Origin of the sequence: Acidovorax sp. KKS102 (genome assembly GCF_000302535.1) — a bacterium.
Classification (GTDB): Bacteria; Pseudomonadota; Gammaproteobacteria; order Burkholderiales; family Burkholderiaceae_C; genus Acidovorax.
Genome location: NC_018708.1, coordinates 3,536,324 through 3,561,764, shown reverse-complemented (window position 1 = coordinate 3,561,764; position 25,441 = coordinate 3,536,324). Strand labels below are relative to the sequence as shown.

Sequence of the window (25,441 nt, the reverse complement as noted above, 5' to 3'; positions counted from 1 at the left end):
CAGGGCAGGGCATGAGCTACACCGTCGTCTGGTTCAAACGCGACTTGCGCGTGCATGACCACGCGCCGCTGCACCACGCTGCCGCCCAGGGCCCGGTGCTGTGTCTGTATGTGATTGAGCCCAGCCTGTGGGCCCAGCCCGATGCGGCCCTGCAGCACTACCACTTTGTGCAAGAAAGCCTGCACGACCTGGCCCAGGCCCTGCAGCGGCGCGGTGCCACGCTGCAGGTGGCCGTGGGCGAGGTGGTGGACGTGCTGGCCCGCCTGCACGCGCTGGCTCCCTTCCACACCCTGGTGGCCCATGAGGAAACGGGCAACGCCCACACCTACGCCCGCGACCAGGCCGTTGGCCGTTGGTGCCGCACGCAGGGCGTAGCCTGGCGCGAATGGCCCCAGCACGGCGTGGTGCGTCGCCTGCGCTCGCGCGATGACTGGCAACAGCAATGGCAGGCCTTCATGCACGCGCCCGTGGTGCCTGCCCCTGTGCCAGAGGCCCTGCACAGCCGCACGCTGCCGTGGCCCGCACAGCCCTGGCCCAGCGCGGCCGAGCTGGGTTTGGCGGCGCACGACCCACCCCAACGCCAGCGCGGCGGCCGCAAAGAAGGTCTGCGCGTGCTGCAAGATTTTTTGGCAGAGCGCAGCCAGGGCTACCGGGGCGGCATCTCATCGCCGCTCACCGCGCCCAGTGCCTGCTCGCGTCTGTCTCCCTATCTGGCCCTGGGCAGCCTGGGTATGCGCGAGGTGGTGCAGGCCACCCAGCGCCGCCAGCAACAGCTTAAAGGCAGCACTGAGCCTGGAGCCGCATGGCAGCGCAAGGGGCTCACCGCCTTCATGAGCCGCCTGCACTGGCACTGCCATTTCATCCAGAAGCTCGAATCCGAACCCGCGCTGGAGCACCACAACCTGCACCGGGGCTACAACGGCCTGCGCGAAGGCGAATGGAACCCCGCCCACTTCGAGGCCCTGGTCGCGGGGCGCACCGGCTGGCCCATGGTGGATGCCTGCGTGGCCATGCTGCGCGAGACGGGGTGGATCAACTTCCGCATGCGGGCCATGCTGGTGTCGGTGGCCTCGTACCCGCTATGGCTGCACTGGCGGACCGTGGGCGAGTGGCTGACCCGCCAGTTTCTGGATTACGAGCCCGGCATCCACTGGAGTCAGATGCAAATGCAGGCGGGCACCACGGGCATCAACACCACCCGCGTCTACAACCCCATCAAGCAGGCGCAAAACCACGACCCCCACGGCCACTTTGTGCGTCAGTGGCTGCCCGCCTTGCGCCGCGTGCCCGATGCCTGGCTGCTGGAGCCCTGGCGCATGCCGCCCGATGTGCAGGCCCGCTGCGGCGTGCGCGTGGGCCACGACATTGCCGTGCCGCTGGTAGACCTGGACACCGCCACCCGCACCGCTAAGGCTCGCGTGCACAGCCTGCGCGCCCAGCCCGCCGTGCGTGCCGCCCAGGCCGCGATTGTGGAAAAGCACGGCTCCCGCCAGTTTCGCGATGGCGGCAGCGCGCAGGCGCCTGCCCAGGCCCGCGCACGCAACGCCGCCCAGCACCCCCAGCAGCAAACCCTGGACTTTTGAACCATGCGCATGCGCAAAAAATCCGACCTTCCGCAAAAGACCTGCCAACACTGCGGCCTGCCCTTTGCCTGGCGCAAGAAGTGGGAAAAGGTGTGGGACGAAGTGAAGTACTGCTCTGACCGCTGCCGCAGCGAACGCAAGCGCAGCGACAAGTCCGCAGGGGAGGGCGCCGCATGAGCACCGTGCTGTTCTGGTTCCGCAGCGACCTGCGCCTGCACGACCAACCCGCGTTGCGCGCCGCACTCACCAGCGGTGCCACCCACCTGCTGCCCGTGGTGTGTTTGCCCGCACCGGATGAGTCCACCCCCTGGGGATTTGCCCGGGTGTGTGCACACCGCCGGGCCTTTACCGCCGCAGCACTGCGCGGTCTGCATCAGCGGATGCGCGCGCTGGGCAACCCACTGCTCATCTGCCAAGCCCCGCCCGCCACCGCCTTGCTGCAACTGGCAAAGGCCGTGGGTGCCACCACCGTGGTGTGCGAAGACATTGCCGCCCCCTACGAACAGGCCCAGGTGGCTGCACTGCGCGCCGCTGGCCTGCAGGTGCGCACCGTGTGGCAGAGCAGCCTGCTGCCCCCGTCGCGGATGCCTTGGCCTGTAGACCAGTTGCCCGGCGTGTTCACCAGCTTCCGCCAAAAGGTGGAGCGCGCAGGCATCACCCCCGCCGTGCCATTGCCTGCACCCGCCCGGCTGCTTCCGCCACCTGACGTACCCGTGTCTGTTTTGCAGGCGGTGGGTGCAGAGCAGGGCGCCGAAGCCATCCAGCTACCCGCGCCGCCGCAGGGCAGCGATGCCCGCTCATCCTTCCCATACGGCACGCCTGGCTGCGATGGCAGCGAGGTCGCCGCACTAGGCCACCTGGCACAGTATCTGGCCCGCAAGCTGCCCCACAGCTACAAGGACACACGCAATGGACTCACGGGGCTGGACTACTCCAGCAAGTTCTCGCCCTGGCTGGCCACGGGTGCGCTATCTCCGCGCCAGATTGATGCCGACCTGAAAGCCTTCGAGCGCGACCACGGCGCGAACGATGGCACCTACTGGCTGTGGTTCGAGCTGCTGTGGCGCGACTACTTTCGGCTGCTGCACCTGCAATACGGCGCGGTGCTGTACCGGGCGCGGGGCCTGTCAGAACTACCGCCCGCCCCGCACAACCCGCGCGGCTTTGAGCGCTGGTGCCGGGGCGATACCGGCCAGCCCCTGGTCGATGCCGCCATGCGCGAGCTGGCCGCCACCGGGTATCTGAGCAACCGCCTGCGCCAGGTGGCAGCCAGCTACCTCATCTACGACCTGCGGGGCGACTGGCGCGCAGGCGCGGCATGGTTTGAATCGCAACTGGTGGACTACGACGTGTACAGCAACCAGGCCAACTGGCTCTACATTGCCGGGCGCGGCACCGACCCGCGCGGGGGCCGCCGCTTCAACCCCATCAAGCAGGCGCAAGACCACGACGCCGACGGCAGCTACCGCCGCCTATGGGGCACAGCATGACCACGCAGCAACCCTCCACCCCACAGCGTGCCCACACGTTGCGCCTGCTGCTGGGCGACCAGCTCAACCCCGAGCATTCATGGTTTGCCACGCAGGACGACGGTGTGGTCTACGTGCTGATGGAAGTGCGGCAAGAGACGGACTACGTTCTGCACCACGCGCAAAAAATCCTCGCCATCTTCGCCGCCATGCGCGACCTGGCGCGCCACCTGCGCGAAGCCGGGCACCGCGTGCGCTATGTGGCCATTGACGATGCCAGCAACCGCCAGTCCATCCCCGGCAACCTGGCCGCCCTCATGGCCCACTACGGCGCGCGTACGCTGCAATACCAGCACCCCGACGAATGGCGGCTGGACGAGCAACTGCGCACATGGGGGTCAGAGCAAGCCTTTGCCGTGCAGGCCGTCAGCAGCGAGCACTTCTACACCACCCGCACCGAAATGGCCGAGGTGTTCAAAGGCTGCAAGCAGTGGCTCATGGAGCACTTCTACCGCCGCATGCGCCAGCGCCACAGCGTGCTGATTGACGAGGCTGGCGAGCCCGAAGGAGGGCAGTGGAACTACGACCACGACAACCGCAAGCCCTGGCCCGGCACACCGGCATTGCCGCCCGACGCCCGCCCCACGCACGACCACAGCGCCCTGTGGGCCACCATCCAGGCCGCAGGCGTGCAAAGCTTTGGCAACCCGCAGGCCCATGCGCTGCGCTGGCCGCTGAACCGGTCCGAGGCTTTGGCTTGGCTTGACCACTTCATCACCACCACGTTGCCCGACTTTGGCGCGTATGAAGACGCCATGAGCACCAAGAGCGCGCGGCTCTTTCACTCGCTGCTGTCCTTCGCGCTCAACACCAAAATGCTCCGCCCGCACGAGGTGGTGCAACGCGCCCAGGCTGCGTACCACGCGGGCACCGCGCCCCTGCCTGCGGTGGAGGGCTTTGTCCGCCAGATCCTCGGCTGGCGCGAATATGTGCGCGGCATCTACTGGGCCCACATGCCCGGCTACGACGAGCGCAACGCCCTGGGCCACCACACGCCGCTGCCTGATTGGTTCTGGACGGGCCAAACCCGCATGCGCTGCATGCAGCACGCCGTGGGCCAGTCGCTGGAGCATGCGTACGCCCACCACATCCAGCGTCTCATGGTCATCGGCAACTTTGCGCTTCTGGCGGGGCTCGACCCTGCCGCCGTGCACCGCTGGTACCTGGGCGTGTACATCGACGCCTTTGAATGGGTGGAAGTGCCCAACACCGTGGGCATGAGCCAGTTTGCCGACGGCGGCCTGCTCGCTACCAAGCCCTACGTCAGCAGCGCCGCCTACATCGACCGCATGAGCGACTACTGCAGCGGCTGCCACTACGACAAAAAGCAAAAAGTGGGTGAGCGCGCCTGCCCGTACAACGCGCTGTACTGGGACTTTTTTGCGCGCAACGAAGGCACGCTGGGCAACAACTTTCGCCTCGGCATGGTGTACCGCCAGCTGCAGAAGATGCAGGGCCCGCAACTGGATGCGCTTCGCGAGCATGCTGCCAGTCTGCGCAAGCGGCTGGATGCGCTGTAGCCCGCCTACCTAACAACCGAACGACACTCTCACCGCAGAGCCGAGCCATGTCTCAACCACAACCCGCCGCAACGCCGTTCACTTCTTTGCAGTCGCTGCCTGATGGCTACCGCGCCATCGTCATTGGCGCCACCGGCGCCATCGGCAGCGCCTTTCTCGCCCACCTGCAGGCCGACCCGCGCTGCGCGCTGGCTGTGGGGCTGGGCCGTCATACCAACCCAGCGGTGGACTTGGACGATGAAACCACCATCGTCGCCGCCGCCCAGCAACTCAAGGCCCAGGGCCCGTGGCACTGCATCATCCACACCGCAGGCCTGCTGCACGGCCCCCACGGCATGCCTGAAAAGCGCCTGGGCCAGTTGAACTACGCGCAGATGGAGGCCACCTTCCGCACCAACACCTTCGGCCCCGCGCTCGTGCTGGCCCACTTTGCACCGCTGCTGCCCAAGCAGGGCCGCAGCCTGTTGGCCGTGCTCTCGGCCAAGGTGGGCAGCATTGGCGACAACCGCCTGGGCGGGTGGTACAGCTACCGCGCCAGCAAGGCCGCGCTCAACATGCTGGTCAAAACGGCATCCATCGAAGTGGCCCGCACCCACCCGCAGGCCGTGCTGGTGGCGCTGCACCCGGGCACGGTCAACTCGGCCTTGTCAGCCCCGTTCAACGGCGCAGAAATTGGCCGCCCGGCAGTGGACGCGGCGGGCGACATGCTGCGGGTGCTGGATGGGCTAACGCCTGAGGAGACGGGCAGCTTCTACGCCTACAGCGGCGCGCCACTCCCCTGGTAAGCGTGGCGCGCGGTGCTATGGTTTTGATATTGCTGCCGCACCAGCAGTAAGCGCTGGCGGGCCTTTTGCTCAAAAGCATGCTATGCCCCACTGTCCATGCGCGCCCTTCGTATGGCTTGCATGCAGAATGCCGCATGCATCCAACCCCATCGCCTGACACGATCCTGTTTGCCTCCCACACCACGGCCACAGCCGCGTCTGTGGCGCAGTGGGTAGAGCGCCACTACGACCTGCCCGTGCAGCAGTGCTACCTGATCCGCCGCAACCTCAATGACAACTATGCGGTGCGAGCCGCGGATGGCAGCCGCTACGTGGCAAGGCTCTGCGCCATCCGACCGCGCGGTCCGTTCAATGTGGATTTTGAGGTCGCACTGCTGGCACATCTGGAAGCGCAGGGCGTGGGCGTGGCCTCTCCGGTGTTGGCTGCGAACGGCGCAACCAGCGTGGCTCTGCCGTTCCCCGAGGGCCCGCGTGTGCTGGTGCTCTTCCGCCACTGCGAAGGCTCCGTGCCTGACACACCCGAAGACCTGCACCTGACCGGCGCCACATTGGCGCAAATTCACAGCGCTGCGCAAAGCTACACCGGCCCCGCCAGCCGCTATGTGTTGGACGGCCACCATCTGGCAGGCCGCACGCTGGACTACCTTGCCGCCCATCCCGAGCTGGCCCCATCCGTGCTGGATGCCTACCGCGAACTGATCCACCGCCTTCTGGGCGAGTTGGCGAATGTTGAAGACACCTTGACCCGCGTGATGTGCCACGGCGACACGCATGGGTTCAACAACCATGTGTACTCTGATGCCGAAGGTGCGCGCCGCGCCGCGTTCTTCGACTTTGATGACGCCGGGCCAGGGTTTCTGGCCTATGACCTGTGTGTGTGGCTGTGGTCGAACCTGCCGCGCAAAGCCCCCATGGAGCCTGACGAAGCCTTGCTCCAGCGTTGGCAGCAGTACCTGGCTGGCTACCGCGCAGGCGGCGGCCATGTCACCGATGCCGACCTCGCCGCCTTGCCGCTCTTTGTGCAGTTGCGGCACCTGTGGAACATGGGGGAGGGCGTGGCGCGCATCCACCACTGGGGTGCCAACATGATGTCGGTCGACTGGATCAAGAAGCAGCTGGAGGTGATGGCCGCCTGGGCCCGCCTGGATTTGCCCGCTTGATGGGGCTTGTTCAGGCCCCCTGTGGGTTGCGTAGGCACCCAGGCTCAGGTCATGTGGCGTGGGGCTGTGGGGTGCGTCAGCTGCTGCGCATCGCTGGGGTCTTGCTCCAGGCTGTACGGCACCGAGACAAAGGCCACGCTCAACACAAAAAGCAGCGTGGCGGATACGGCCCGGGCGATGGGGAGCACAAAGTTCTTGAGGTCGGTGTTCATGGTGGTTCCTGCAGCGGCTAAAGGTGAAGAAGGGGCGGGGGTCACATGCCGCCTTGACCCTTGCCGCCATGTTGCCGGTACCAGGCTGAACGGGCGCTGAACACGTGCTGAAAAGGTGCGGAACGGCGCTTGCTCCATCGCCTACTTGTAGTTCTCCCGGCGCTCCCCAAACTTTCTCACCCGCTTGCGCCACGCCCGGTAGCTGCCCGGCGCCAGGTGGGTGCGCATCAGTGCCTTGACTTCATCGTGGTGCAGACCATGGACGGCGCGGATTTGCGCAAAGCTCACGTGGTCGCTCAGCGCCATCTGGATGATCTCGCCCACGGTAGCAGCGTCAAGTGAGGCGTGTGGCGGGTTCACAGAGTGCGGTGTCTTCATGTTTTTCGGGTGCTGGCGTTGTCCCGAGGGTAGTGCGCCGGCATTCACCTTGCGCTGCGGTGGCCCTTTCTCCGTTGCCTTGCTCGTCCTCCACAGGCTTCGGTGGGTGCGGACGTTTAGTGATCTACCGCCAGCCCCTCGGCCAGCGCCTCAAACACCACCCGAATCCGCCGTGATGTGCGCAGCTCTCGGTGCGACACCAGCCAGACGGGAAAACGCACCGGCGCCACATCGTCCAGCACGCGGACGATGCCCGGTGTATCGCGGGCGATCTCGTCCATCATGGCGCCGATGCCCATGCCCTGGCGCACCAGCGCCCAGTGGGTCACGGTGTGGTCTGCGTAGCAGGTGAAGTTGTCTTCGCTCAGGTTCAAGCCGTAATGACGCAGATAGGCAAGGTACCGGCCAGCGCGGTCTGAACCCACAAACTCCGCATTCACCGCGTCCTCTGCACTGCGCGGGTGGCCGTGGGCTTGCACCCAGCTCTCCGACGCGTAAAAGCACGCCCGGGCCTCGCGCACCAGGCGGGCAATCAGCTCGGGCTGCTCGGGCTGCACGTGGCGGATGGCAATGTCGGCCTCGCGGCGCTGCAGGTCGCTCAGCGCGTTGGACGAGATCACCTCCACGGCAATGCCGGGCGCCTGCGCCCGCAGGCGTTGCAGGATGGGCGGCAGCAAGTGCGTCGCTACGACATCGGTGGCCGACACCGACACCACGCCCCCCACCGCCTGCGACCGCCCGCTGGCGGCCAGGCCCAGGGCCTCGGCGGCGGCGCCCATGGCGCGGGCGTGTTCCAGCAGGTCCAGCCCGGTGGGTGTGAGCACCATGGCCTTGCCCACGCGCTCAAACAGCGTCACGCCCATCTGCTGCTCAATGGCGGCCACCTGCCGGCTCAGGGTGGGCTGGGTCAGGCCAAGCTTGCGTGCGGCGGCCGACAGCGAGCCGGTCTGCGCCGTTTGCAAAAAGGCCTTCAGTTGGTTCCAGTCGAGGTTATCCATGCGTAAACGTATATCTTCACTGCAATTTATCGCAGTTTCCTGCGCTTCAATGCATGGATAGCATCTGTGTGTTGCTCATTGCACCTCTGTACTTCGCTGCTTCAGCACTTCACCCGGTCTGCACACCATGTCGTCTTCTGCCATTGCTCCCGCCTCCCGCGCATTGCCCTCCGCCGCCAACCCGTCGGCTGCGTCCGCCAAGGCACGGTTCTGGGACCGCATTGCACCCAAGTACGCCACCGACCCCATTGCCGACCTCGCTGGGTACGAGGCCACGCTGCAGCGCGTGCAGGGCCTGCTGTCGCCCCAGCATGACGTGCTGGAGATTGGCTGCGGCACCGGCAGCACGGCACTGCGCCTGGCGCCCTTCACCCGCAGCCTGCTGGCCACCGATGTGTCGTCGCAGATGATCGCCATCGCCCACCAGCGGCTGGCCGCGCAGCCGTCGCCCGCCTTGCGTTTTGCCGTGGCCGACGCCGAGGCCATGGCCCCGGGGCCCGAGGTGTACGACGCAGTGCTGGCCTTCAACGTGCTGCACCTGATGACCGACCTGGACGACGCGCTCAGGCAGCTGGCAAAGGTGCTGCGCCCGGGTGGTTTGCTGATCTCCAAGACCGCTTGCGTCGCAGAGATGAACCCTCTGATCCCCTACCTGGCCGTGCCCCTGATGCGCGCCATTGGCAAGGCCCCGCCGGTGCTGTGCTTTGACGAACAGCGGCTGCGCTCGGCCATGGTGCAGCAGGGCCTGCAAATCGTCTGCACCGAGCGGCACGGCACGCGCGGCAAGGACATCCGCGCCTTCATCGTGGCCCGCAAACCGGGCTGATTTTTACCCACTCCCTGCACACAGGCTGGCGGCTTTGCAAGGTCGCCGGGCGGAGCTTTGCCCACGCATGCGCTACCGGTCCCCTGCGTTCATCCCATGGACTGCAGAAGGGCACCCTGGCATTCGCCCTGCTGCAGCCCCGCCGTCATCACCCACCTCATTGCCCACACGGCCTCGCCCGCTCACCCACCACCTCCCATCACTGCCACTCACACCATGAACCATCGCAACCACCCCCTGTCTCTCACATTCGCCGCTGGCTTCGTCGCAGCCGTGGCATTCCTCACCGGCTGCGCATCCACCCTCGACCAGGCGGGCCTGGAGCAGCGCACGGGGCAAGCCATTGGGCGCTCGGCAGGCCAGTTCACCATCACCGACCGGCAAGAGGAAACCGGTGGCCGCATCAACTACACCGTCAACACCCGCGACGGCGCCAGCTATCGGTGCTACGTGTACGGAGTAACGGGCTTTCAGAAGGCCATGACCTTCGGCCAGACGCCACATTCCGACGCCATCTGCACCGCCATGGTGGGCGGCGCGGGCAACGGCGGCGCCCAGGCCCCGGCAGCGGCCGCACAGCCGCAGGGTCGCGGTGCGGCCAAAGAATGCAATGCGCTGCTGCGCACGGCAGGGCGCTGCTGAATGGCCCCGCACCGCTTTAGCCTGCGGGCCACACCCCTGTCTGCAACGGGCCTTGCACCATGAAGCCATGGCACTGGGCCAGCCTGCTGCTGGCAGTCTGCTTGAGCGGTTGCGCCAGCTTGCCCGGCGCCACCACCGACACGGTGGACGGGCGCACGGTGGAGTACGTGCAGGCGGGGCAGGGCACCCCCGTGGTGGCGTTTGAGAACGGGCTGGGCGCCCGGCTGGACTGGTGGTCCAAGGTTTGGCCCGACACCGTGGCAGAAACCCGCGCGCTGGCCTACAACCGCGCGGGCTATGGCCGCAGCGACGCGTCCCCCCAGCCGCGCGATGGGGCGCAGGTGGTGCAAGAGCTGCGGGCATTGCTCAGGGCCCGCCAGCTACCGCCTCCCTATGTGCTGGTCGGCCACTCGCTGGGCGGCCTGTACATGCAGCTGTACGCGCGCCAATACCCCGCCGAGGTGGCGGCACTGGTGTTGGTGGACTCCACCCACCCCGAGCAGATGCGGGGGGCTGGCAACCCCGACCTGTGGCCGACATGGCTGAAAGTGGCCTTTCGCCTGGGCACCTCTGACGTGGTCAAACAAGAGCTGGCAGCGCTGGACGCCACGGGGCAACGCGTTGCCAGCCTGCCGGTGGACCCATCGGTGCCCGTGTTTGTGCTGAGCGCGCTGCAAACCCCAGGGGCTTCATCTGCACTGGCCGAAGACGTGCGCCAAAAGCGCGCCGACTTCGCCCACCTGTACCCCGGCTCCACCCAGGTGTGGGTGGACAGCGGGCACGGCATTCCGCTGGAGAAGCCCGAGGCCGTGGTCAGCGCAATTCGCTCAGCACTGCAGGCAGCCCGCGCGCTTCGCTGAAGGCGGAGGCGGCCACGCCAGTGGCAATTTCATCGTGGCGTGGCAACCAAACCCCGTGCCAGAATGAAACGATGAGCACCACCACATCCTCCTTTCAGTCCAACGCAGACGGCACCCAGGTCACCACCTACACCTGGGCCCAAACCCCGGGTCAACCAGTGGGCGTCGTTCAAATCTCCCACGGCCTTGCCGAGCATGGCGAGCGCTACGACCGCTTTGCGCGGGCCCTGAACGCCGCAGGCTTCATCGTCCACGCGGTGGACCATCGCGGCCACGGGCGCACGGCAGGTGGCAAGCTGGGCGACTTTGGCAGCGCTGGCTTCGGCGGCCTCATTGCCGACGTGGCCCAGTTCGGCGCACTGCTGCGCGCACAGCACGGGCCGCAACTGCCCGTGTTCCTGTTCGGCCACTCCATGGGCTCGTTCGCAGCGCAGGCGGCCATCCTGGACCATTCTTCCACCTGGTCTGGCGTCATCCTGTCAGGCTCCACCGCCCTCGACCTGCTCGCCGCCGCCATGGCCAACGCCCCCGCTGACGCGCCCGCCGGGCTTGCGGCCTTCAACGCAGGTTTTGAGCACCGCACCGGCTACGAATGGCTGTCGCGCGACGCGGCCGAGGTCGATGCCTACGTGGCCGACCCATGGTGTGGCTGGGACGTGCCACCCGATGTGATCCCCTCGCTCTTCGCCCCCGCACCTCGCTTGGCCGACCCAGCGCAACTCGCGCGCATCCGCAGCGACCTGCCCATCCTCATCGCATCCGGCGACGCAGACCCGCTGGCCGCGGGCGGGGTGTTGTTGGAGCAACTGGGGCAGCGGTATCGCGATGCCGGTGTGGCCGATGTGGCGGTCAAGCTGTACCCGGCCGCGCGGCATGAGATCTTGAATGAGACGAATCGGGATGAGGTGACGGAGGATGTTGTGGCGTGGCTGCGGGCGCATACGGGTCTGGCGTAGTCGGTACCCGATCCCTGTGAAATAGGCAGGTTTTGGGCAAGTAACCAGGGGGTAATGTCTGGCTGCTCCCGACCCAAAGCAGAAGATCACGTTTGCATCTTGAGCCGCCGGTAAGTAGCGGCGGCCAGCCGTTCGCGGCCTAACCGTCACATCAGGATGGGAGGATAGTGCGGCCTCGGTACTGTTTGAACCGGAAACGATGTACGTCGTACGAGTTCGGCGGGCGGCGAAGCAAACCGAGGCAACTTATCCATTAAAAATCGTGATGGCGCACAACACTCGGTAGACGCCATCGATTCACAGCTTCGCAAGATCGAAGGGCAGAGCCTTGGGTATAAAGCGGCTCGTTTCTTCGATCTGTTGGGGCGGTGATTTACGCGACCTGCAGTGTCGGATAGTCTGTATAGCCCTTGGCGCCACCTGTGTAGAACGTGTTGGAGTCAGGCGCGTTCAGCGGTGCCTTGGCCCTGATGCGTGCGGGCAGGTCCGGGTTAGCCAGGAAGGCGGTGCCAAAGGCCACAGCGTCAAGCTTACCTTCGGCAATCGCTGCCTCTGCCTCATCAGCGCTGTAACCCATATTGCCCACCAGCACACCCTTGAACTTTTCACGCGCTACGGGCATGACATCGGCCTTTTGCACGCCGAAGAAGTCGGCCCGCATCACGTGCAGGTAAGCCAGCTTGAAGGCGTTGAGCTTGTCAGCCAAGAAACCGATGAGGGCCAGCGGATCGCTGTCCTTCATGCTGTTGTAGCTGTTGAGTGGCGACAGGCGCAGACCCACACGCTCGGAACCGATGGCCTGGGTCACGGCGGTGAGTACCTCGAACAGCAAACGTGCACGATTTTCCAGCGATCCGCCGTAAGCATCGGTACGCTGGTTGGGCGTATCGCGAAGAAACTGGTCGATCAGGTAGCCGTTGGCGCCGTGCACTTCCACACCATCAAAGCCGGCGGCAATGGCGTTGCGTGCGCCTTGGGCAAACGCAGCCACGATGCCGGGAATCTCTTCGGCGGTCAGGGGGCGGGGCACCGCGTGCGGCACCTTGCCTTGGGGGGTGTGAATCTCACCCTCAATAGCGGTGGCGCTGCTGGAGACAATGGGGGCGCCATCGGCAGCGCCAGGGTAGGCTGCGCGGCCAGCGTGCCAGATCTGCATGAAGATGCGTCCACCCTTGGCGTGCACCGCGTCGGTCACCTGCCTCCAGGCTGCAATCTGCGCGTCGTTGTAGATGCCAGGCTCATTGACGAAGGCCGATGTACCGGGCGCCACCATGGTGCATTCGGAAATCAGCAGGCCGCCGGTGGCACGCTGGCCGTAGTACTCGGCCATCAGCGCGTTGGGCATGTGGCCAGCGTCGGCACGGGTGCGGGTCAGCGGTGCCAGAAGGATGCGGTTGGGCAGGGTGAGAGAACCTACTTGAAGTGGATTGAATAGCATGCGAATGAAAATCCAGGTTACTGGTTACTGAACAGAAAGCAGTGGTAAAGGTAACAGTTTCCCAATACTCAGACATTCGAGAGGTCACTGAAGACAGCTTTGGCACGGCTGGTGCTTTTGCACCCAACGCACGATGTAGTGGACACGGGTTGGGAAGGCTTCGCTACCGTCAGTTTCGCGGCGGTCTCCAGCCGTACATGCACCAAACGCCTTTGGTCACCCACCGCGTCGCAACTCCCTGACCCCCCGGCCCAGCTTGCGGCGCAACAGGGTCCGCAGCGTCACCCCATCCGAGTACCCGACCTGTGCGGCGACCTGGTCGACGCTGGCGTTGCCTGTGCGCAAGAGATGGACGGCATGCTCCACGCGCAAGTCCTGGAAATACGACAGCGGTGTCTTTCCCAAAACGCTTTGCAGCCGCCGCGCCAAGGTGCGCTCGCTTGTGCCCGCGGCGCTGGCCGCCTCGGCCAGCGAGAAACCTTGCGCGAGCCGACGTCTGGCCCAGCACTCGAAGCGCTCTACCATCGGGTCGGCATGCGCAAGGTGGTCGGGAATCACGAACTCGGCTTGCGAACTGCGTGTCTCGACCAGCAGATAGCGTGCCACCAGGGCCGCCAGCGCCGGACTGCGCCCGCGGATGATGCGCAAGGCCAAGTCGACGTGGGCCAAAGCGGCACCCGCGGTGGTGAAGCGTGTCGAGTTCACGATCATGCGTGACTCGTCCAGCGTGACGTTCGGATAGCGCTGCCGAAACATCGGCCCCAGCCACCATGACGTCGTCGCACGATGCCCATCAAGCAGGCCACTCTCTGCAAGCAAGAAACTACCGGAGCATGCGGCACCAAGGTGCGCGCCAGCGGTGGACCACTGCTGTAGAGCCACGACCGCATCGGGCACATCGGGGCGTGTGAGCCGAGCCGAGAGCGTGTCAGGCATCTTGTCGCCAAACGCGGGCACGAGCACGACGTCAGGTTCGGGCACACCACGCGCAGTGACCACGGGCACCGTCAAGCCTTGCGCAGTTCGGATGCGACGCCGCACACCCACCAGCGTGAGCTCTATGTGCCCGGGAGCCTGTGGCAGCGAGCCCGCCATCGCATTGGCCAAGCCTATTGTGTCAGTGAGCGCCGCAAGCCCCAGATCAAACACGCCATCACAAATAAGGAGGTGGAGTTTCATGGCAACAATGATACCAATGTTGTCATTATTGCCAATGGAGATGTTTGTCATGAGGCCCTAGACTGCAGTTTCGTCGATCCCTTCATCCACTTTTCCATTTACCCAAAGGAATACAGCATGACCAAGCTCGCCTTGTTTGTTCGCCTCGAAGCCAAACCCGGCCAGGAGGCTGCGCTTGCCGACTTCCTGGCCAGCGCACTGCCGCTCGCCAACGCCGAGTCCGGCACCACTGCCTGGTTCGCATTGAAGTTTGGCCCTTCGACCTTCGGTGTGTTCGATGCCTTCGCCGATGAGGCAGGTCGCCAGGCACATCTGAACGGCCAGATCGCCGCGGCCTTGATGGCCAACGCCGCGACCTTGCTGAGTTCTCCGCCCAATATCGAGAAGGTCGAACTGCTTGCAGCCAAACTGCCTGCATGACAACCCGGCCTTGACCCCATCAGGTCACGCTGCAGGATGGGTGTCACACGGCCCTGCGCGGTGCTACCCCTCGATTGACCGGTGGGGATCAAGGCATGGCCCAGGCTGCTCGTGGCGAAGGACTCAGTCCAGCGTTCGTAGCCGCTAACAAAACCATGTCACCGTCAAACACCTGATCGGCGTTTGACGCAGCATGGCGCGTAACAAAAACAATGAGGTCAGCGCAGCACTGTTGCCGCAGGAACTGGGCTTTGACAGCGGCATGACCTGCTGGCGGCGACTGCGCGATTGGCACGCAGCAGGTGTGTGGCACGAGTTTCACCTGACGAAAGCTGCTCGATGCACTGCGCAGGTCGAGAAGCTGGACTTCATCCGATTCAGCATGTTCGGAGCCAGCGTACTCAGCCCCGCCCGGAGGACTGTACACCGACCCCAAGCCGATGGATTGGGTCAAGCTGGGCAGCAAGCGTCACATCATCACGGAAACCCGAGGTATCGCCGTGATGCTCTGCGTCACCGGGTACAGTTTTCTCATCTGGTGACTCCAGTCGTACCTCGCAGCGTGTCCTGCGTGAAGTACGCCGCGGCTTTTTTGCGATGTCGCGCTCCATGCGAAGGCGAGCATTCTTAGCACGCAATTGGAGTATCTTCATCTGCTCGGGCGAGCGCCTGATGCTCTTGTCCCTACAGCCCGCACCGTCCAATTCTCCCTTGGCTGACACACGTACCCAGTTGCCCAGGCTGGCTTTAGGAATGCCCAGTACCTTGGCCATCACAACAATCGCCTAACCGGAGCGGACCTGCCGAACGGCCGCGTGATTGAACTCTGTCGTGTACTGCGCACGCACCTGCCGCGCAGACTCCTAATAGGTCTCCATCAGGCTCCGGAAAATTAATCGCCACTGTTAATGGCACTCACCGTTCCATGGGTCCGCACGCCAGCGCTTCGAACAGAGTTTTGCTGAATTGCAGGCCTCAGTAACTCCCCGACACTTTCCAAGGGATAGAACTCCGGGTATTGTTTAATCTGCAGGAGTTCGAACTTGTCCTCTGCGATAAAGATTTTTCAAGGCCGCTTCGGACGGGTCGCCCTTCTTGACATGGACGCCCCGCTGGTCGCGCACGCCCATCATCATTGCCATATTCTCATCAAGGCAGGAGGGGCTGACAGCGCCTTTATTGTCCGGGGGGAACGTGCGCCTATCACGGACGAGTTGGCCGTTCTGGTCAACGCTTGGGAGCCACACGCTTACGAGCATGTCGCGCCGACCGATGCGCACACGCTGATACTGGCGCTCTACATCGAGCCAGGCTGGCTCGCAGATCTGCAGCGCTCACTTGCTCTTTCAGCCCATCCACGATTTTTTCCGCAGCGCTGCGTACGCTTAAGTCCCGCAACCCGCAAGATGGTGGAGGAGTTCGTCCTGGAGCTTTGGTGGGACGACGAGGTTTCGCCTTCTCGGCTCGAAGACCTTTTGTTCAACCTCATCATTGCCGTGGTGGAGAGCTATACCGGCTGGCGTGACCTCTCCACCTTGCTGAAGAGTCGGCCGCCCGTTGCCATGGATCCGCGCGTACGCCGGGCAATTGCAATCATGCGTCAGGACGTTGCGCGAGAGCTTGATGTGGACATGCTGGCGACTTCGACAGGTCTGTCGCGGGCACACTTTTTCACGCTCTTTCAGCGCGATACGCAAGTCACCCCTCTGGTCTACGCCAACGTCTTGCGCTTTGAAGCAGCAATTCAACGGCTGACGAAGACGCAGGATGCCGTTGGAGACGTGTCTCACGAGTTGGGCTTTTCTGCGCCCAGCCATTTTTCGCGCTTCTTCCGCTCCCACCTGGGCATCACACCCACCGACTACCGTCGCAAAGTGAATCTTTTCGATCCCCCCTCCGACCGGCGCGTGGAAGAAATTTAGGTTCTATCGAAAAGTCACCAGACTATTTGGATAGTTACCCGACTGGCGGATCAATGGGTGGACTCAAGCGATAACGCTGAGCCGTCTCGTTTCCTGACACTGGCGCTGTAGAAAAAAAGCAGCTGCCAGACAGCTCAGGAGACAAAATTGCATGCAGACCCTTCACTCGCAGAGGCGGCCCGCCGGGCCTGGGTTGGTCAGCGTATCGAGCGCCTGGAAGATGACGCACTGTTGAACGGCAGAGGCGCTTTCGCAGATGACATCGGCGTTCGCCCCGGCACGCTCGAGGCTGCGGTTCTACGCTCTCCTCACCCCCATGCACGGCTGCTTAGGGTCGACGCAACCAAGGCTCTGGCACTTCCTGGCGTGCGCGCAGTTTTGACCGGAGAGGATGTCAAGGCGTGGGCACAGCCTTTCGTGGTGGGAGTGAAGCAACCCATGCAGCACTGGGTTCTCGCCGTGGACCGTGTGCGTCACGTCGGCGAGCCGGTCGCCGTGGTGGTGGCAGAAGACCGCTACATCGCTGAAGATGCTCTAGACCTCGTTCAAGTCGAGTATGAGCCACTGCCCGTGGTCTTGGAGATTGAACAAGCGCTCTCGGAGGCGTCTACGGTGCTGCATGAAGCCGTGGGCTCCAACGTCGTCTCGGACAGGGCGTTCCGATATGGCGACCCAGAGTCGGCGTTCAACGCGCCTGGTGTTCGCACCGTCGGCACCACGGTTCATTACCCTAGAAACACATGCGCTCCGATGGAGTGTGGTGTTGTCATCGCCGAGCACCTGCCGGGCGATGAGGGCTATGACGTCCTCTCCAATTTCATGGGACCGTTCTCCTTGCATGCGGTCATGGCGATGGCGTTGAAGGTGGCGGGCAACAAGCTGCGCCACCGCGTACCGCGCGACTCGGGCGGTAGCTTCGGCGTAAAGCAGGCTGTTTTCCCCTACGTCGTCATGATGTGCCTGGCATCCCGCAAGGCCGGCGCACCGGTGAAATGGGTGGAAGACCGGCTTGAACATTTGAGTGCGGCAACCTCCGCCACCGCACGGCTGACCCACATTGAAGCCGCGGTGACGCCAGAGGGGCGGATCCTGGCGCTCCGGTACGACCAGGCCGACGAGGTCGGGGCCTATCTGCGTGCGCCTGAGCCCGCCACGTTCTATCGTATGCACGGAGCGCTCACGGGTCCGTATGCCATCGACAACCTGTCCGTGCGAAACCGCGTTGTCGTCACAAACAAAACCCCCACTGGGCTCGTTCGCGGCTTTGGTGGGCCCCAGGTGTACTACGCCTTGGAGCGACTGATGGACCGCGTCGCGGTGGCGCTCGCCATCGACCCGGTCGAACTGCGCCTTCGCAACTTCGTGCCATCCGATGCCTTTCCCTACACCGCTGCTGCAGGCGCGGTGCTTGACTCGGGTGATTACACACGCCTTGCGATGATGGCCATTGCCGAAGCGGATGTTCATCAGCTGCGAGAGCGACAAGCAGCCGCCCGTGCGGCGGGAAAGCTGTACGGGATTGGAGTGGCGGCCATCGTCGAGCCATCGGTGTCCAACATGGGCTACATCAGCACTGTTCTCACGCCCGAGCAGCGGGCCAAGGCAGGCCCGAAGAACGGCGCGATTGCCAGTGCCACGGTCGCCATCGACCTGCTGGGCGGGATAAACGTTACCATCGCGTCCGCCCCTGCAGGCCAAGGCCACATGACGGTGTGCGCTCAGGTGGTGGCCGACGTGTTTGGTCTCGAGCCGTCACAGGTGGTGGTTAATGTCGAGTTTGACACCGCCAAGGATGCCTGGAGTGTGGCTGCAGGCAACTACAGCAGCCGCTTTGCAGGCGCCGTTGCCGGAACCGTGCATCTGGCAGCTCAACGCCTTCGCGACAAGGTCTCTCGCATTGCGGCGGCAGGCTGGGGATGTCCCGCTGAAGATGTGTGCTTCGAAGGCGGACAGGTCTTCAATCGTGAGCAGCCATCGCAGAGGCAGCCGTTCACCCGCATTGCCGCCAGCCCGCACTGGGCACCGGGGCTACTGCCTTATGGCGTGGAGCCTGGTCTGCGGGAGACCGCGTTCTGGACGCCGGAAACCCTGCGTGCTCCTGACGCGCAGGATCGTGTCAACACCTCTGCCGCCTATGGATTCGTCTTCGACGTCTGCGGACTCGAAATCGATCCCAATACGGGTGCTGTCGTGGTCGACCGCTACATCACTGCGCACGACGCCGGCCGACTTCTGAATCCGGCACTGGCCGACGGCCAGATCCGTGGTGCCTTCACGCAGGGGCTGGGTGCTGCGTTGCTCGAAGAGTTCCGCTACGGTGCAGACGGCAGTTTTCAGAGCGGGACGCTGGCCGACTACCTGATGCCAACGGCCTGCGAGACGCCTGACCCGGTCATCGTCCACCTGGAGACGCCAAGCCCTTTTACCCCATTAGGCGCCAAAGGTTTGGGCGAAGGCAACAACATGAGCACGCCCGTTTGCATTGCCAACGCATTCAGCGACGCGCTGCGGCCCTTGGGCGATGTGGAGGATGTGAGGCTTCCGCTGACACCTGCTCGTGTTCTTGAGCACCTTCAAACGCCTGACCCAGAGTCGACGAATCCGCTGGCTCGCAAAGCGGCGCCAGCACCCGCTGCAGCTGGCGAGGGGTTATCGCTGTCCGCTCAGGGCACAGTGGAAATTGCCGCCACGCCTGAGCGTGTGTTCGCGGTGCTGCTGGACCCGGTTGCACTTGCTAAGGTCATTCCTGGCTGCCACGAATTGAAGACCGACGGGGAGGGTCGATATCGCGCAGACGTGACCGTCGGCATTGGACTCATCAAAGCCAGGTACGAGGCCCTCATCAAGCTGTCGGACATCCAACCGCCGCACAGCCTGCGTTTGGCAGGCAGTGGCAGCTCAAGCCTTGGCACAGGTGCGGGGGATGGCCTGGTTCGACTGGAAGCAACACCCACAGGCACCCTTCTGCACTACGACTACAGAGCGCAAGTCGGTGGAAAGGTCGCCATGGTGGGAAGCCGGATGATTGAGAGCGCCGCCAGAGTCATCGTCGCTCAACTCTTCGAGTCGCTGGGTCGCCAGGCTTCGGGAGCGGGTGATGCAAACGTCTCATGGTGGCGTCGCCTGCTGATTCGCCTGGGAGTCACGAAATGAAACCACCACTCTTCGACTATGTCCGTGCCGACAGCGCTGAAGCTGCAGCGAAACTTCTGGAACGTTTCGGCGAAGGTGCCCGGATTCTTGCTGGCGGACAGTCGCTGATGGCTGTGCTGAACATGCGGCTTGCGCAGCCCTCTTTGCTGATTGACATCTCGCGCTGCGAATCCCTCTCGATGATTGAGGTCCGCTCCAGGGAAGTGAGGGTCGGTGCGGCAGTGACCCAGGCGCAGCTTCAGGCCCACCCGGATGTCCCCCCGCTGTTGAAGCTGGCCTTTCCCTACATTTCCCACTTTCAGATTCGAAATCGGGGAACGGTCTGTGGCTCGATTGCTCACGCAGACCCATCGGCCGAGCTGCCACTGTGCCTGCTCGCACTCAAGGGGGTTGTCCATCTGCTCAGCTCTCGTGGACGTCGCGATGTGCCTGCCTCCGAGTTCTTCACCGGGCTACTGAGCACCGCCCGCGCCAACAATGAACTGATTGAAGCGGTGAGCTTTCCGCGTCCGGTGGGCGGGCAAGGGTTTGGCTTTGCCGAACACTCGCGCCGCCATGGTGACTTCGCCCTTTGCGCAGTGGCTGTGGTGTCAGATGCAAAAGAACTGCGAGTGACCGTGGGAGGGCTTGGTGACAGACCTCACGCCGAAGTCATTCCTCAACTTGAGGGCGATGCACTTGACAAGGCGTTGAACGAGCTCGCCTGGTCTCTTGATGTGCGCGACGACCCGGCCACCCCAGCAGCGACGCGACGCCATCTGTTACGTCGCCTGGCTGTCCAGGCCATCCAGCAAGCACGGAGACAAACATGAATACCCCAATTCTCGACAAGGGAGGTTTGCACCTGGTCCAGCTCACCCTGAATGGGCGGAGCCGCTCGGGCCGCGCACAACCTCGAACCCTGCTGAGTGATTTTCTACGCCACGAACTGGGCGCAACAGGCACGCACGTGGGATGCGAGCACGGGGTCTGTGGCGCCTGCACGGTCCGGATCGATGGCGTGGCAAGCCGCTCCTGCCTGACGCTTGCGGTGCAAGTCGAAGGTCGTCGTGTTGACACGGTCGAAGACTCGGAGAACCAAGATGATTACCTCGTTCGCCTCAAGGCTGCGTTCAAGCGACACCACGCGCTGCAGTGCGGCTTTTGCACCGCAGGAATTCTGATGTCCAGCGCAGATTGGTTGAAGCGTCAGCACGACGCTGGCCACCAACCCAGTGAGCATGAAGTACGCGACATGCTCAGCGGCCACATTTGCCGCTGCACGGGATACACCCCCATCGTAAACGCCGTCCTGGAGGTGTCCCGTGCTTGACCTTGGAAGAACCTTTTTGCAGAGCGTTGACCGCTCTGCCAACACGACAGCACTTGTCGACGGCTCAGTTCGGCTCACCTGGGGTGAGTGGGCCCGCGCCATCGGCGGCGTCCAGCGTGGCCTGGCAGCCCTGGGATTGCGTCATGGGGACCATGTCCTCAGTGTGCTGCAAAACCGGTACGAAGCGGCCACCCTGCACTGGGCCTGTCAGTTCTCTGGCCTCGTGATGACGCCACTGAACTGGCGCGCCAAGCCCGAGGAGGTTGACTACGTGCTGCGTGACTCCGAGGCACGTCTTCTGGTGTTCGAGGCTGCGTCGGAAGAGTCGCTGGAGAGCTCCGTTCTCGGCAAGACCGTTACGCGCATGGCCGTGGGCACGGTGCATAGTGAGGCGCCCCGCTTTGATGACTTGCTCAAAGAACGCCGAGACCCCACACCTTTGGCCCGCGCCGAAGACCTGTCCTTGATGCTCTACACGTCGGGCACAACGGGCGCGCCCAAAGGCGTCCCACGGCGCCAGCGTACGGAGAGGGTGGCGGCACTCGCCCACGTGGCTCAAAACCGCTATGCGTACGGGGAACGCACCCTTGGCGTGATGCCGCTGTACCACACCATGGGTGTGCGTTCTCTGCTGACAATGGCCCTTGTCGATGGGCGCTTTGTCTGCATGCCCCGATTTGATGCCGCCACGGCGTTGAGAGCCATCGAATCGGAGCGGGTGAGTCATCTGTACCTCGTGCCCACGCTGTACCACGACCTCCTTGCGCACCCAGAGTTCAAGCGAACTGACACCCACTCGGTGCGCAAGCTCGGCTTTGCCGGTGCTCCCATGCACGATGCGCTGCTGCTGCGGCTTCAGCAGGCGTTCCAGCCCGAACTCTTCGTCAACCACTACGGCAGCAGCGAGATTTACACGTTCTCAATCAATCAGGACGCCGTGGGTAAGCCCGGCTCTGCCGGACGTGCAGGCATCAACACACGACTGCGTGTCATCAAGCTCGATGCCAAGAGCCCGGAAGACGTGGCAGCGCCTCTCGAAGAAGGCCAGATTGTGGCCGAGCTCCTCAGCGACGAAGCGTTCGAGGGTTATCACAACCGCCCCGAAGCGAACGCGCGGAGCCTGCGTGACGGCTGGTACTTCACGGGCGACACGGGATACCTCGATGCAGAGGGTGACCTCTTCGTGACCGGTCGCGTCGACGACATGATTATCAGCGGCGGCGAAAACATCTCACCCGTGGACATCGAGTCGGTGCTCTCTTTGCACCCCAGTGTCGATGAGGTGGCTGTAGCTGGCCTGAAGGACGAGCGATGGGGGCAGCGGGTGGTGGCGTTCGTGAAGGCCCATGACGCCGTGGGGGCTGATGCCCTGGATGCCCACTGCCGCGCCTCTGACCTCGTGAACTTCAAGCGTCCTCGCGAGTACGTATTTGTTCGCGAAATCCCCAAATCCCCCGTCGGAAAGGTCCTGCGCCGCAAGTTGGTAGCAGGCGAATTTGAAGCAGCGCGACCTCCGCTGCCTCAGGTGCCACCCGCTTGATGCGTGTCCATCAATCCATTCATTTCTTCAAACCCTCTTTAACCAGTCGCAAAGGAAATCATGCAACTCAATGACCTCAACCATCCTGCGCTCACGCTGAGCTCCACCCTGGACGGCTACCGCGTGGAGATAGACCCATCGCGTGAACGCGCTGACATCGTCCTGTGCCGTCCCCCGTTCAACGTGATCTCCATGACCCAGCGAGAGCAGCTGCGCATCACATTTGAAGCGCTGGATGCCAACGACAGCGTGCGCGTCATCGTCCTTCGCTCGGAAGGAGAGCACTTCTCCAGCGGCGGCAACATCAAGGGCTTCCTTGAGGCCTCTCCCGAGCACGTGAGCAAGCTCGCATGGAACGTTGCAGCACCCGCCCGCTGCAGCAAGCCTGTCGTGACCGCTGCCCGTGGCTACTGCTTTGGTGTGGGCTTTGAACTCTCCCTGGCGTGCGACTTCCGTCTCGTAACACCCACCACGCTGTATGCGCTACCCGAGCAAAAGTTGGGCCAGATTCCTGGCTCCGGCGGCTCTGCACGTTTGCAGAAGATGGTTGGTATCACGCGCACGAAGGACATCGTGATGCGCAGTCGTCGCATCACGGGCCCGCAGGCCTACGACTGGGGTGTAGCGACCGAGTGTGTGCCCGATGCGGAGCTGGAAGCAGCAACCGACGCACTGGTCGACGAGCTGCGTGGTTTCTCCCCACTTGCCCAACGTACTGCAAAGAAGCTGCTCAACGACACCGAGGACTCGCCCCTGTCGATTGCCATCGAACTTGAAGGCCACTGCTATTCGCGCCTGCGTAGCTCTGACGACTTCAGAGAAGGTGTCGAAGCATTCCATGACAAGCGTCGTGCCCGCTTCACGGGCACCTGAGTTTCCTGAATTCGTTCCCCAGCTTCCCCCTGCTGCTTGACCACTAACAACCCAACGAGGAGACATACGTGAAAACCAGAAACACTGCCATCGCCCTGTCGATTGCCTGTATTGCAAGCAGCGCTGCTGCGCAGAACCAGCCCATCCGCATCGGCGTCGTGACGCCACTGTCCGGTACCTATGCAGGCATTGGCCAGCAGGTGAAATGGGGCCTGGACCTTGCCGCGCGCCAAATCAATGCCGCCGGCGGAGTGGCCGGTCGACAGCTCGAGCTGGTCTATGAAGACGAAGAAGCCAACCCGGCTGTTGCTGTGCAAAAGGCAGAGAAGCTCTTCCAGGTCAACAAGGTCGACTTCCTGACCGGCACGGTCAATAGCGGCGCCACCCTTGCTGTGGGTCAGGTAGCAGAGCGCAACAACCGCCTCATTGCAACCACCGTTTCATTTGCCGACTCCATCACTGGTGACAAGTGCTCTCCTAATGTGTTCCGCGTGAACGCACGGGCAGGTATGCAGTCTGCTGCACTGGCCGACTGGATAGCTCGCACACGGCCCAATGCCAACGTCTTTTATCTCGGACCCGACTACGAAATGGGCCGTAGCACGGTGGCAGCATTCAAGTCTGCTGCGGAAGCCAAGGGCGCAAAATCAGTGGGCGAGGTGTTTGCTCCGCTGGACAACAAGGACTACTCCCCGTTCTTCGGTCAGATGCGTTCGTCGCGTCCTGCCGTGATTTACACCTCGGTTGCAGGTAACGACACGGTGCGCCTGTTCTCCCAGATGTCTGAGTTCGGAATCAACCGCAACGTTCAGGTGGTTGGGGCCTCCGGCACCGTGACCTCGCAAAACCTGCCCGCCATCGGCAAGAACGCGGACGGCTTTGTGACCGGCGTGGGCTATGCAACGAGCATCGACAGCGCCGAGAACCGCAAGTTTGTAGCCGACTTCGAAGCCGCCAACAAGAGCGCACCGGACCTCTACGGCGCCGACAGCTATGGCGTGTTGTTCTTCTACAAGGCAGCGGTCGAGAAGGCAGGCAGCACCGACACCGACAAGGTGCGGGCCGCCATGCGTGGGCTGCAGTGGAGCACCCCTCAAGGCACAAAGACCATGCGTGCCGGTGACCACCAGGCCATGCAGGACATGTACGCGATGCGTGTGACCAACGGCAAGTTCGAGCTGGTGGGCCAGGTCAAGGCCGACGCGGCCATCGGCGCCGACGTCTGCACGCGATTCTGAAGCCACGACCGAGTCCAACACCATGAGCAACGCCATGGAATGGCTGCAGTTCGTACTAGCACCACAGATGATTAACGGCCTGTCCATTGGCGTGGCCGTGGTGTTGATGGCATTGGGCCTGACCATCATCTTCGGTCTGCTGGATGTCATCAACATGGCCCATGGCGAGTTCTACGCCATAGGAGCCTACCTTGCCGTCGCCTTGTTGGCGACGGGCATGTCGTTCTGGTGGGCTTTGGTCCTGACGCCGCTCCTGATGGCGGTGTTGGGCTTCGTCACCGAGAGAGGACTAATCCAGCGGGTGTTTCACAGCAAGGACCGGCACACGCTGACCCTGCTCCTGACCTTCGGCGTGGCGGTGGTGCTGGAAGACGCGCTCAAGATTGCGTTCGGCGCCAACCCCCTTCGCCTGGAGGCGCCCATCAGCGGCGCCACCGAGATGCTGGGATTGTTCTTTCCCAACTACCGTCTCTTTGTCATGCTGTTCGGGGGGGCGCTCATCGCTGGGGTATGGCTGCTGGTCTTTCGCACCTCGCTGGGTGCCATCGTTCGAGCGGCCGCATATGACCGGAACATGAGCGCCTCGCTGGGTGTTCCGGTACAGCTCGTCTACGCGGGCACCTTTGCCTTCGGGGTGGCCCTGGCTGGTATCGCTGGCGTTTTGCTGGCCCCCATCTACTCGGTGTTTCCGACCATGGGAAAGGACTTCGTCCTGATCGCCTTCAGCGTGGTCATCATCGGCGGCATGGGCTCCATCAAGGGTGCTTTGCTGGCAGGCCTGTTGCTCACGCAGGTGCAGTCCATCTCCAGCCTTTACATCTCCCCGGTGTGGAGCGACCCCCTGTTGTTCGGCATCATGGTCCTCGTGCTGATGTGGCGCCCGCAAGGCTTGTTCGGAAAACTTGGGAGCGCCTGAA

The 25,441-nt window shown here is 63.7% G+C and carries 24 protein-coding genes and 1 pseudogene; 19 read left to right on the top strand and 6 right to left on the bottom strand.

Annotation, left to right across the window (positions count from 1 at the left end; all coding sequences use genetic code 11):
• The first annotated feature begins 11 nt into the window (after positions 1-11).
• The 6 genes from C380_RS16350 (at position 12) to C380_RS16330 (ending at position 6,577) form a co-directional block, all read left to right on the top strand.
• Positions 12-1,583: an FAD-binding domain-containing protein gene (locus C380_RS16350; RefSeq protein ID WP_015014938.1), complete on the top strand. Its 1,572-nt coding sequence runs from the start codon at positions 12-14 to the stop codon at positions 1,581-1,583.
• 3 nt (positions 1,584-1,586) lie between these two features.
• The gene (locus C380_RS24595; protein WP_015014937.1) at positions 1,587-1,760 is read left to right on the top strand and encodes a DUF2256 domain-containing protein; all 174 of its coding nucleotides are present in this window, start codon (positions 1,587-1,589) and stop codon (positions 1,758-1,760) included.
• Positions 1,757-3,073: a DASH family cryptochrome gene (locus tag C380_RS16345; protein WP_015014936.1), complete on the top strand. Its 1,317-nt coding sequence runs from the start codon at positions 1,757-1,759 to the stop codon at positions 3,071-3,073. Before C380_RS24595 ends, C380_RS16345 begins: the two co-directional genes overlap by 4 nt.
• Positions 3,070-4,632, top strand: a complete 1,563-nt coding sequence (locus C380_RS16340) for a cryptochrome/photolyase family protein (RefSeq protein ID WP_015014935.1) — start codon at positions 3,070-3,072, stop codon at positions 4,630-4,632. The genes C380_RS16345 and C380_RS16340 overlap by 4 nt, the downstream gene beginning before the upstream one ends.
• Before the next feature lie 47 nt (positions 4,633-4,679).
• Positions 4,680-5,417, top strand: a complete 738-nt coding sequence (locus C380_RS16335; RefSeq protein WP_015014934.1) for an SDR family NAD(P)-dependent oxidoreductase — start codon at positions 4,680-4,682, stop codon at positions 5,415-5,417.
• A 134-nt stretch (positions 5,418-5,551) separates the two neighbouring features.
• Positions 5,552-6,577: a phosphotransferase enzyme family protein gene (locus tag C380_RS16330; protein WP_015014933.1), complete on the top strand. Its 1,026-nt coding sequence runs from the start codon at positions 5,552-5,554 to the stop codon at positions 6,575-6,577.
• A 44-nt stretch (positions 6,578-6,621) separates the two neighbouring features.
• Here the strand turns inward: C380_RS16330 and C380_RS25330 are convergent, their stop codons facing one another.
• The 3 genes from C380_RS25330 to C380_RS16320 all read right to left on the bottom strand — a co-directional run bounded on the left by C380_RS25330 (position 6,622) and on the right by C380_RS16320 (position 8,165).
• Entirely contained in the window at positions 6,622-6,789 is a 168-nt protein-coding gene (locus tag C380_RS25330) for a hypothetical protein (protein WP_168162370.1), read from the bottom strand.
• Between the two features lie 141 nt (positions 6,790-6,930).
• Positions 6,931-7,167, bottom strand: a complete 237-nt coding sequence (locus C380_RS16325; RefSeq protein WP_043565541.1) for a DUF2805 domain-containing protein — start codon at positions 7,165-7,167, stop codon at positions 6,931-6,933.
• 116 nt (positions 7,168-7,283) lie between these two features.
• Entirely contained in the window at positions 7,284-8,165 is an 882-nt protein-coding gene (locus C380_RS16320) for a LysR family transcriptional regulator (RefSeq protein ID WP_015014931.1), read from the bottom strand.
• 127 nt (positions 8,166-8,292) lie between these two features.
• Here C380_RS16320 and C380_RS16315 point away from each other — a divergent pair, with 127 nt between their 5' ends.
• From C380_RS16315 to C380_RS16300, 4 genes are all read left to right on the top strand, one after another.
• Positions 8,293-8,991: a class I SAM-dependent methyltransferase gene (locus C380_RS16315; RefSeq protein ID WP_015014930.1), complete on the top strand. Its 699-nt coding sequence runs from the start codon at positions 8,293-8,295 to the stop codon at positions 8,989-8,991.
• Positions 8,992-9,207: 216 nt separating this feature from the next.
• Complete coding sequence (locus C380_RS16310; protein WP_015014929.1) at positions 9,208-9,633, top strand: hypothetical protein; 426 nt, start codon at positions 9,208-9,210, stop codon at positions 9,631-9,633.
• Between the two features lie 59 nt (positions 9,634-9,692).
• On the top strand, positions 9,693-10,493 hold the full coding sequence (locus tag C380_RS16305; RefSeq protein WP_015014928.1) for an alpha/beta fold hydrolase: 801 nt from the start codon (positions 9,693-9,695) through the stop codon (positions 10,491-10,493).
• A gap of 71 nt (positions 10,494-10,564) precedes the next feature.
• Positions 10,565-11,449, top strand: coding sequence for an alpha/beta fold hydrolase (locus C380_RS16300; RefSeq protein ID WP_015014927.1), 885 nt, complete (start codon positions 10,565-10,567; stop codon positions 11,447-11,449).
• Between the two features lie 373 nt (positions 11,450-11,822).
• On the opposite strand, the gene C380_RS16295 is transcribed toward C380_RS16300, so the two are convergent.
• A complete protein-coding gene (locus C380_RS16295) occupies positions 11,823-12,887 on the bottom strand; it encodes an alkene reductase (RefSeq protein WP_015014926.1) in 1,065 nt (354 codons plus the stop codon).
• Between the two features lie 216 nt (positions 12,888-13,103).
• Positions 13,104-14,117: a GlxA family transcriptional regulator gene (locus tag C380_RS16290; RefSeq protein WP_015014925.1), complete on the bottom strand. Its 1,014-nt coding sequence runs from the start codon at positions 14,115-14,117 to the stop codon at positions 13,104-13,106.
• Between the two features lie 66 nt (positions 14,118-14,183).
• On the opposite strand from C380_RS16290, the gene C380_RS16285 reads away from it, so the two are divergent.
• Positions 14,184-14,486: a putative quinol monooxygenase gene (locus C380_RS16285; RefSeq protein WP_007182542.1), complete on the top strand. Its 303-nt coding sequence runs from the start codon at positions 14,184-14,186 to the stop codon at positions 14,484-14,486.
• Positions 14,487-14,997: 511 nt separating this feature from the next.
• Here C380_RS16285 and C380_RS24590 read toward each other — a convergent pair.
• Positions 14,998-15,334: pseudogene (locus C380_RS24590) on the bottom strand (transposase); the annotation flags it as partial.
• Positions 15,335-15,529: 195 nt separating this feature from the next.
• Here C380_RS24590 and C380_RS16280 point away from each other — a divergent pair.
• From C380_RS16280 to C380_RS16245, 8 genes are all read left to right on the top strand, one after another.
• On the top strand, positions 15,530-16,408 hold the full coding sequence (locus C380_RS16280) for an AraC family transcriptional regulator (protein ID WP_015014923.1): 879 nt from the start codon (positions 15,530-15,532) through the stop codon (positions 16,406-16,408).
• Positions 16,409-16,555: 147 nt separating this feature from the next.
• Positions 16,556-19,561, top strand: coding sequence for a molybdopterin cofactor-binding domain-containing protein (locus tag C380_RS16275; RefSeq protein WP_015014922.1), 3,006 nt, complete (start codon positions 16,556-16,558; stop codon positions 19,559-19,561).
• A complete protein-coding gene (locus C380_RS16270) occupies positions 19,558-20,373 on the top strand; it encodes a xanthine dehydrogenase family protein subunit M (RefSeq protein ID WP_015014921.1) in 816 nt (271 codons plus the stop codon). The genes C380_RS16275 and C380_RS16270 overlap by 4 nt, the downstream gene beginning before the upstream one ends.
• On the top strand, positions 20,370-20,873 hold the full coding sequence (locus C380_RS16265; RefSeq protein WP_015014920.1) for a (2Fe-2S)-binding protein: 504 nt from the start codon (positions 20,370-20,372) through the stop codon (positions 20,871-20,873). Before C380_RS16270 ends, C380_RS16265 begins: the two co-directional genes overlap by 4 nt.
• The gene (locus tag C380_RS16260) at positions 20,866-22,413 is read left to right on the top strand and encodes an AMP-binding protein (RefSeq protein ID WP_015014919.1); all 1,548 of its coding nucleotides are present in this window, start codon (positions 20,866-20,868) and stop codon (positions 22,411-22,413) included. The genes C380_RS16265 and C380_RS16260 overlap by 8 nt, the downstream gene beginning before the upstream one ends.
• Positions 22,414-22,473: 60 nt before the next feature.
• Positions 22,474-23,286, top strand: a complete 813-nt coding sequence (locus C380_RS16255; protein ID WP_015014918.1) for an enoyl-CoA hydratase/isomerase family protein — start codon at positions 22,474-22,476, stop codon at positions 23,284-23,286.
• Positions 23,287-23,354: 68 nt separating this feature from the next.
• The gene (locus tag C380_RS16250; RefSeq protein ID WP_015014917.1) at positions 23,355-24,524 is read left to right on the top strand and encodes an ABC transporter substrate-binding protein; all 1,170 of its coding nucleotides are present in this window, start codon (positions 23,355-23,357) and stop codon (positions 24,522-24,524) included.
• A gap of 22 nt (positions 24,525-24,546) precedes the next feature.
• Complete coding sequence (locus tag C380_RS16245) at positions 24,547-25,440, top strand: branched-chain amino acid ABC transporter permease (protein ID WP_108499321.1); 894 nt, start codon at positions 24,547-24,549, stop codon at positions 25,438-25,440.
• The last annotated feature ends 1 nt before the right edge of the window (position 25,441 follow it).

Excerpts from the sequence above, each read along its gene's own strand:
- C380_RS16285 (WP_007182542.1), top strand. The coding sequence starts at position 14,184 with ATGACCAAGCTCGCCTTGTTTGTTCGCCTCGAAGCCAAACCCGGCCAG.
- C380_RS16325 (WP_043565541.1), bottom strand. The coding sequence starts at position 7,167 with ATGAAGACACCGCACTCTGTGAACCCGCCACACGCCTCACTTGACGCT.
- C380_RS16335 (WP_015014934.1), top strand. The coding sequence starts at position 4,680 with ATGTCTCAACCACAACCCGCCGCAACGCCGTTCACTTCTTTGCAGTCG.
- C380_RS16245 (WP_108499321.1), top strand. The coding sequence starts at position 24,547 with ATGAGCAACGCCATGGAATGGCTGCAGTTCGTACTAGCACCACAGATG.
- C380_RS16320 (WP_015014931.1), bottom strand. The coding sequence starts at position 8,165 with ATGGATAACCTCGACTGGAACCAACTGAAGGCCTTTTTGCAAACGGCG.
- C380_RS16305 (WP_015014928.1), top strand. The coding sequence starts at position 9,693 with ATGAAGCCATGGCACTGGGCCAGCCTGCTGCTGGCAGTCTGCTTGAGC.
- C380_RS16255 (WP_015014918.1), top strand. The coding sequence starts at position 22,474 with ATGCAACTCAATGACCTCAACCATCCTGCGCTCACGCTGAGCTCCACC.
- C380_RS16340 (WP_015014935.1), top strand. The coding sequence starts at position 3,070 with ATGACCACGCAGCAACCCTCCACCCCACAGCGTGCCCACACGTTGCGC.
- C380_RS24595 (WP_015014937.1), top strand. The coding sequence starts at position 1,587 with ATGCGCATGCGCAAAAAATCCGACCTTCCGCAAAAGACCTGCCAACAC.
- C380_RS16330 (WP_015014933.1), top strand. The coding sequence starts at position 5,552 with ATGCATCCAACCCCATCGCCTGACACGATCCTGTTTGCCTCCCACACC.
- C380_RS16290 (WP_015014925.1), bottom strand. The coding sequence starts at position 14,117 with ATGACAAACATCTCCATTGGCAATAATGACAACATTGGTATCATTGTT.
- C380_RS16345 (WP_015014936.1), top strand. The coding sequence starts at position 1,757 with ATGAGCACCGTGCTGTTCTGGTTCCGCAGCGACCTGCGCCTGCACGAC.
- C380_RS16310 (WP_015014929.1), top strand. The coding sequence starts at position 9,208 with ATGAACCATCGCAACCACCCCCTGTCTCTCACATTCGCCGCTGGCTTC.
- C380_RS16350 (WP_015014938.1), top strand. The coding sequence starts at position 12 with ATGAGCTACACCGTCGTCTGGTTCAAACGCGACTTGCGCGTGCATGAC.
- C380_RS16315 (WP_015014930.1), top strand. The coding sequence starts at position 8,293 with ATGTCGTCTTCTGCCATTGCTCCCGCCTCCCGCGCATTGCCCTCCGCC.
- C380_RS16265 (WP_015014920.1), top strand. The coding sequence starts at position 20,370 with ATGAATACCCCAATTCTCGACAAGGGAGGTTTGCACCTGGTCCAGCTC.
- C380_RS25330 (WP_168162370.1), bottom strand. The coding sequence starts at position 6,789 with ATGAACACCGACCTCAAGAACTTTGTGCTCCCCATCGCCCGGGCCGTA.
- C380_RS16295 (WP_015014926.1), bottom strand. The coding sequence starts at position 12,887 with ATGCTATTCAATCCACTTCAAGTAGGTTCTCTCACCCTGCCCAACCGC.
- C380_RS16300 (WP_015014927.1), top strand. The coding sequence starts at position 10,565 with ATGAGCACCACCACATCCTCCTTTCAGTCCAACGCAGACGGCACCCAG.
- C380_RS16270 (WP_015014921.1), top strand. The coding sequence starts at position 19,558 with ATGAAACCACCACTCTTCGACTATGTCCGTGCCGACAGCGCTGAAGCT.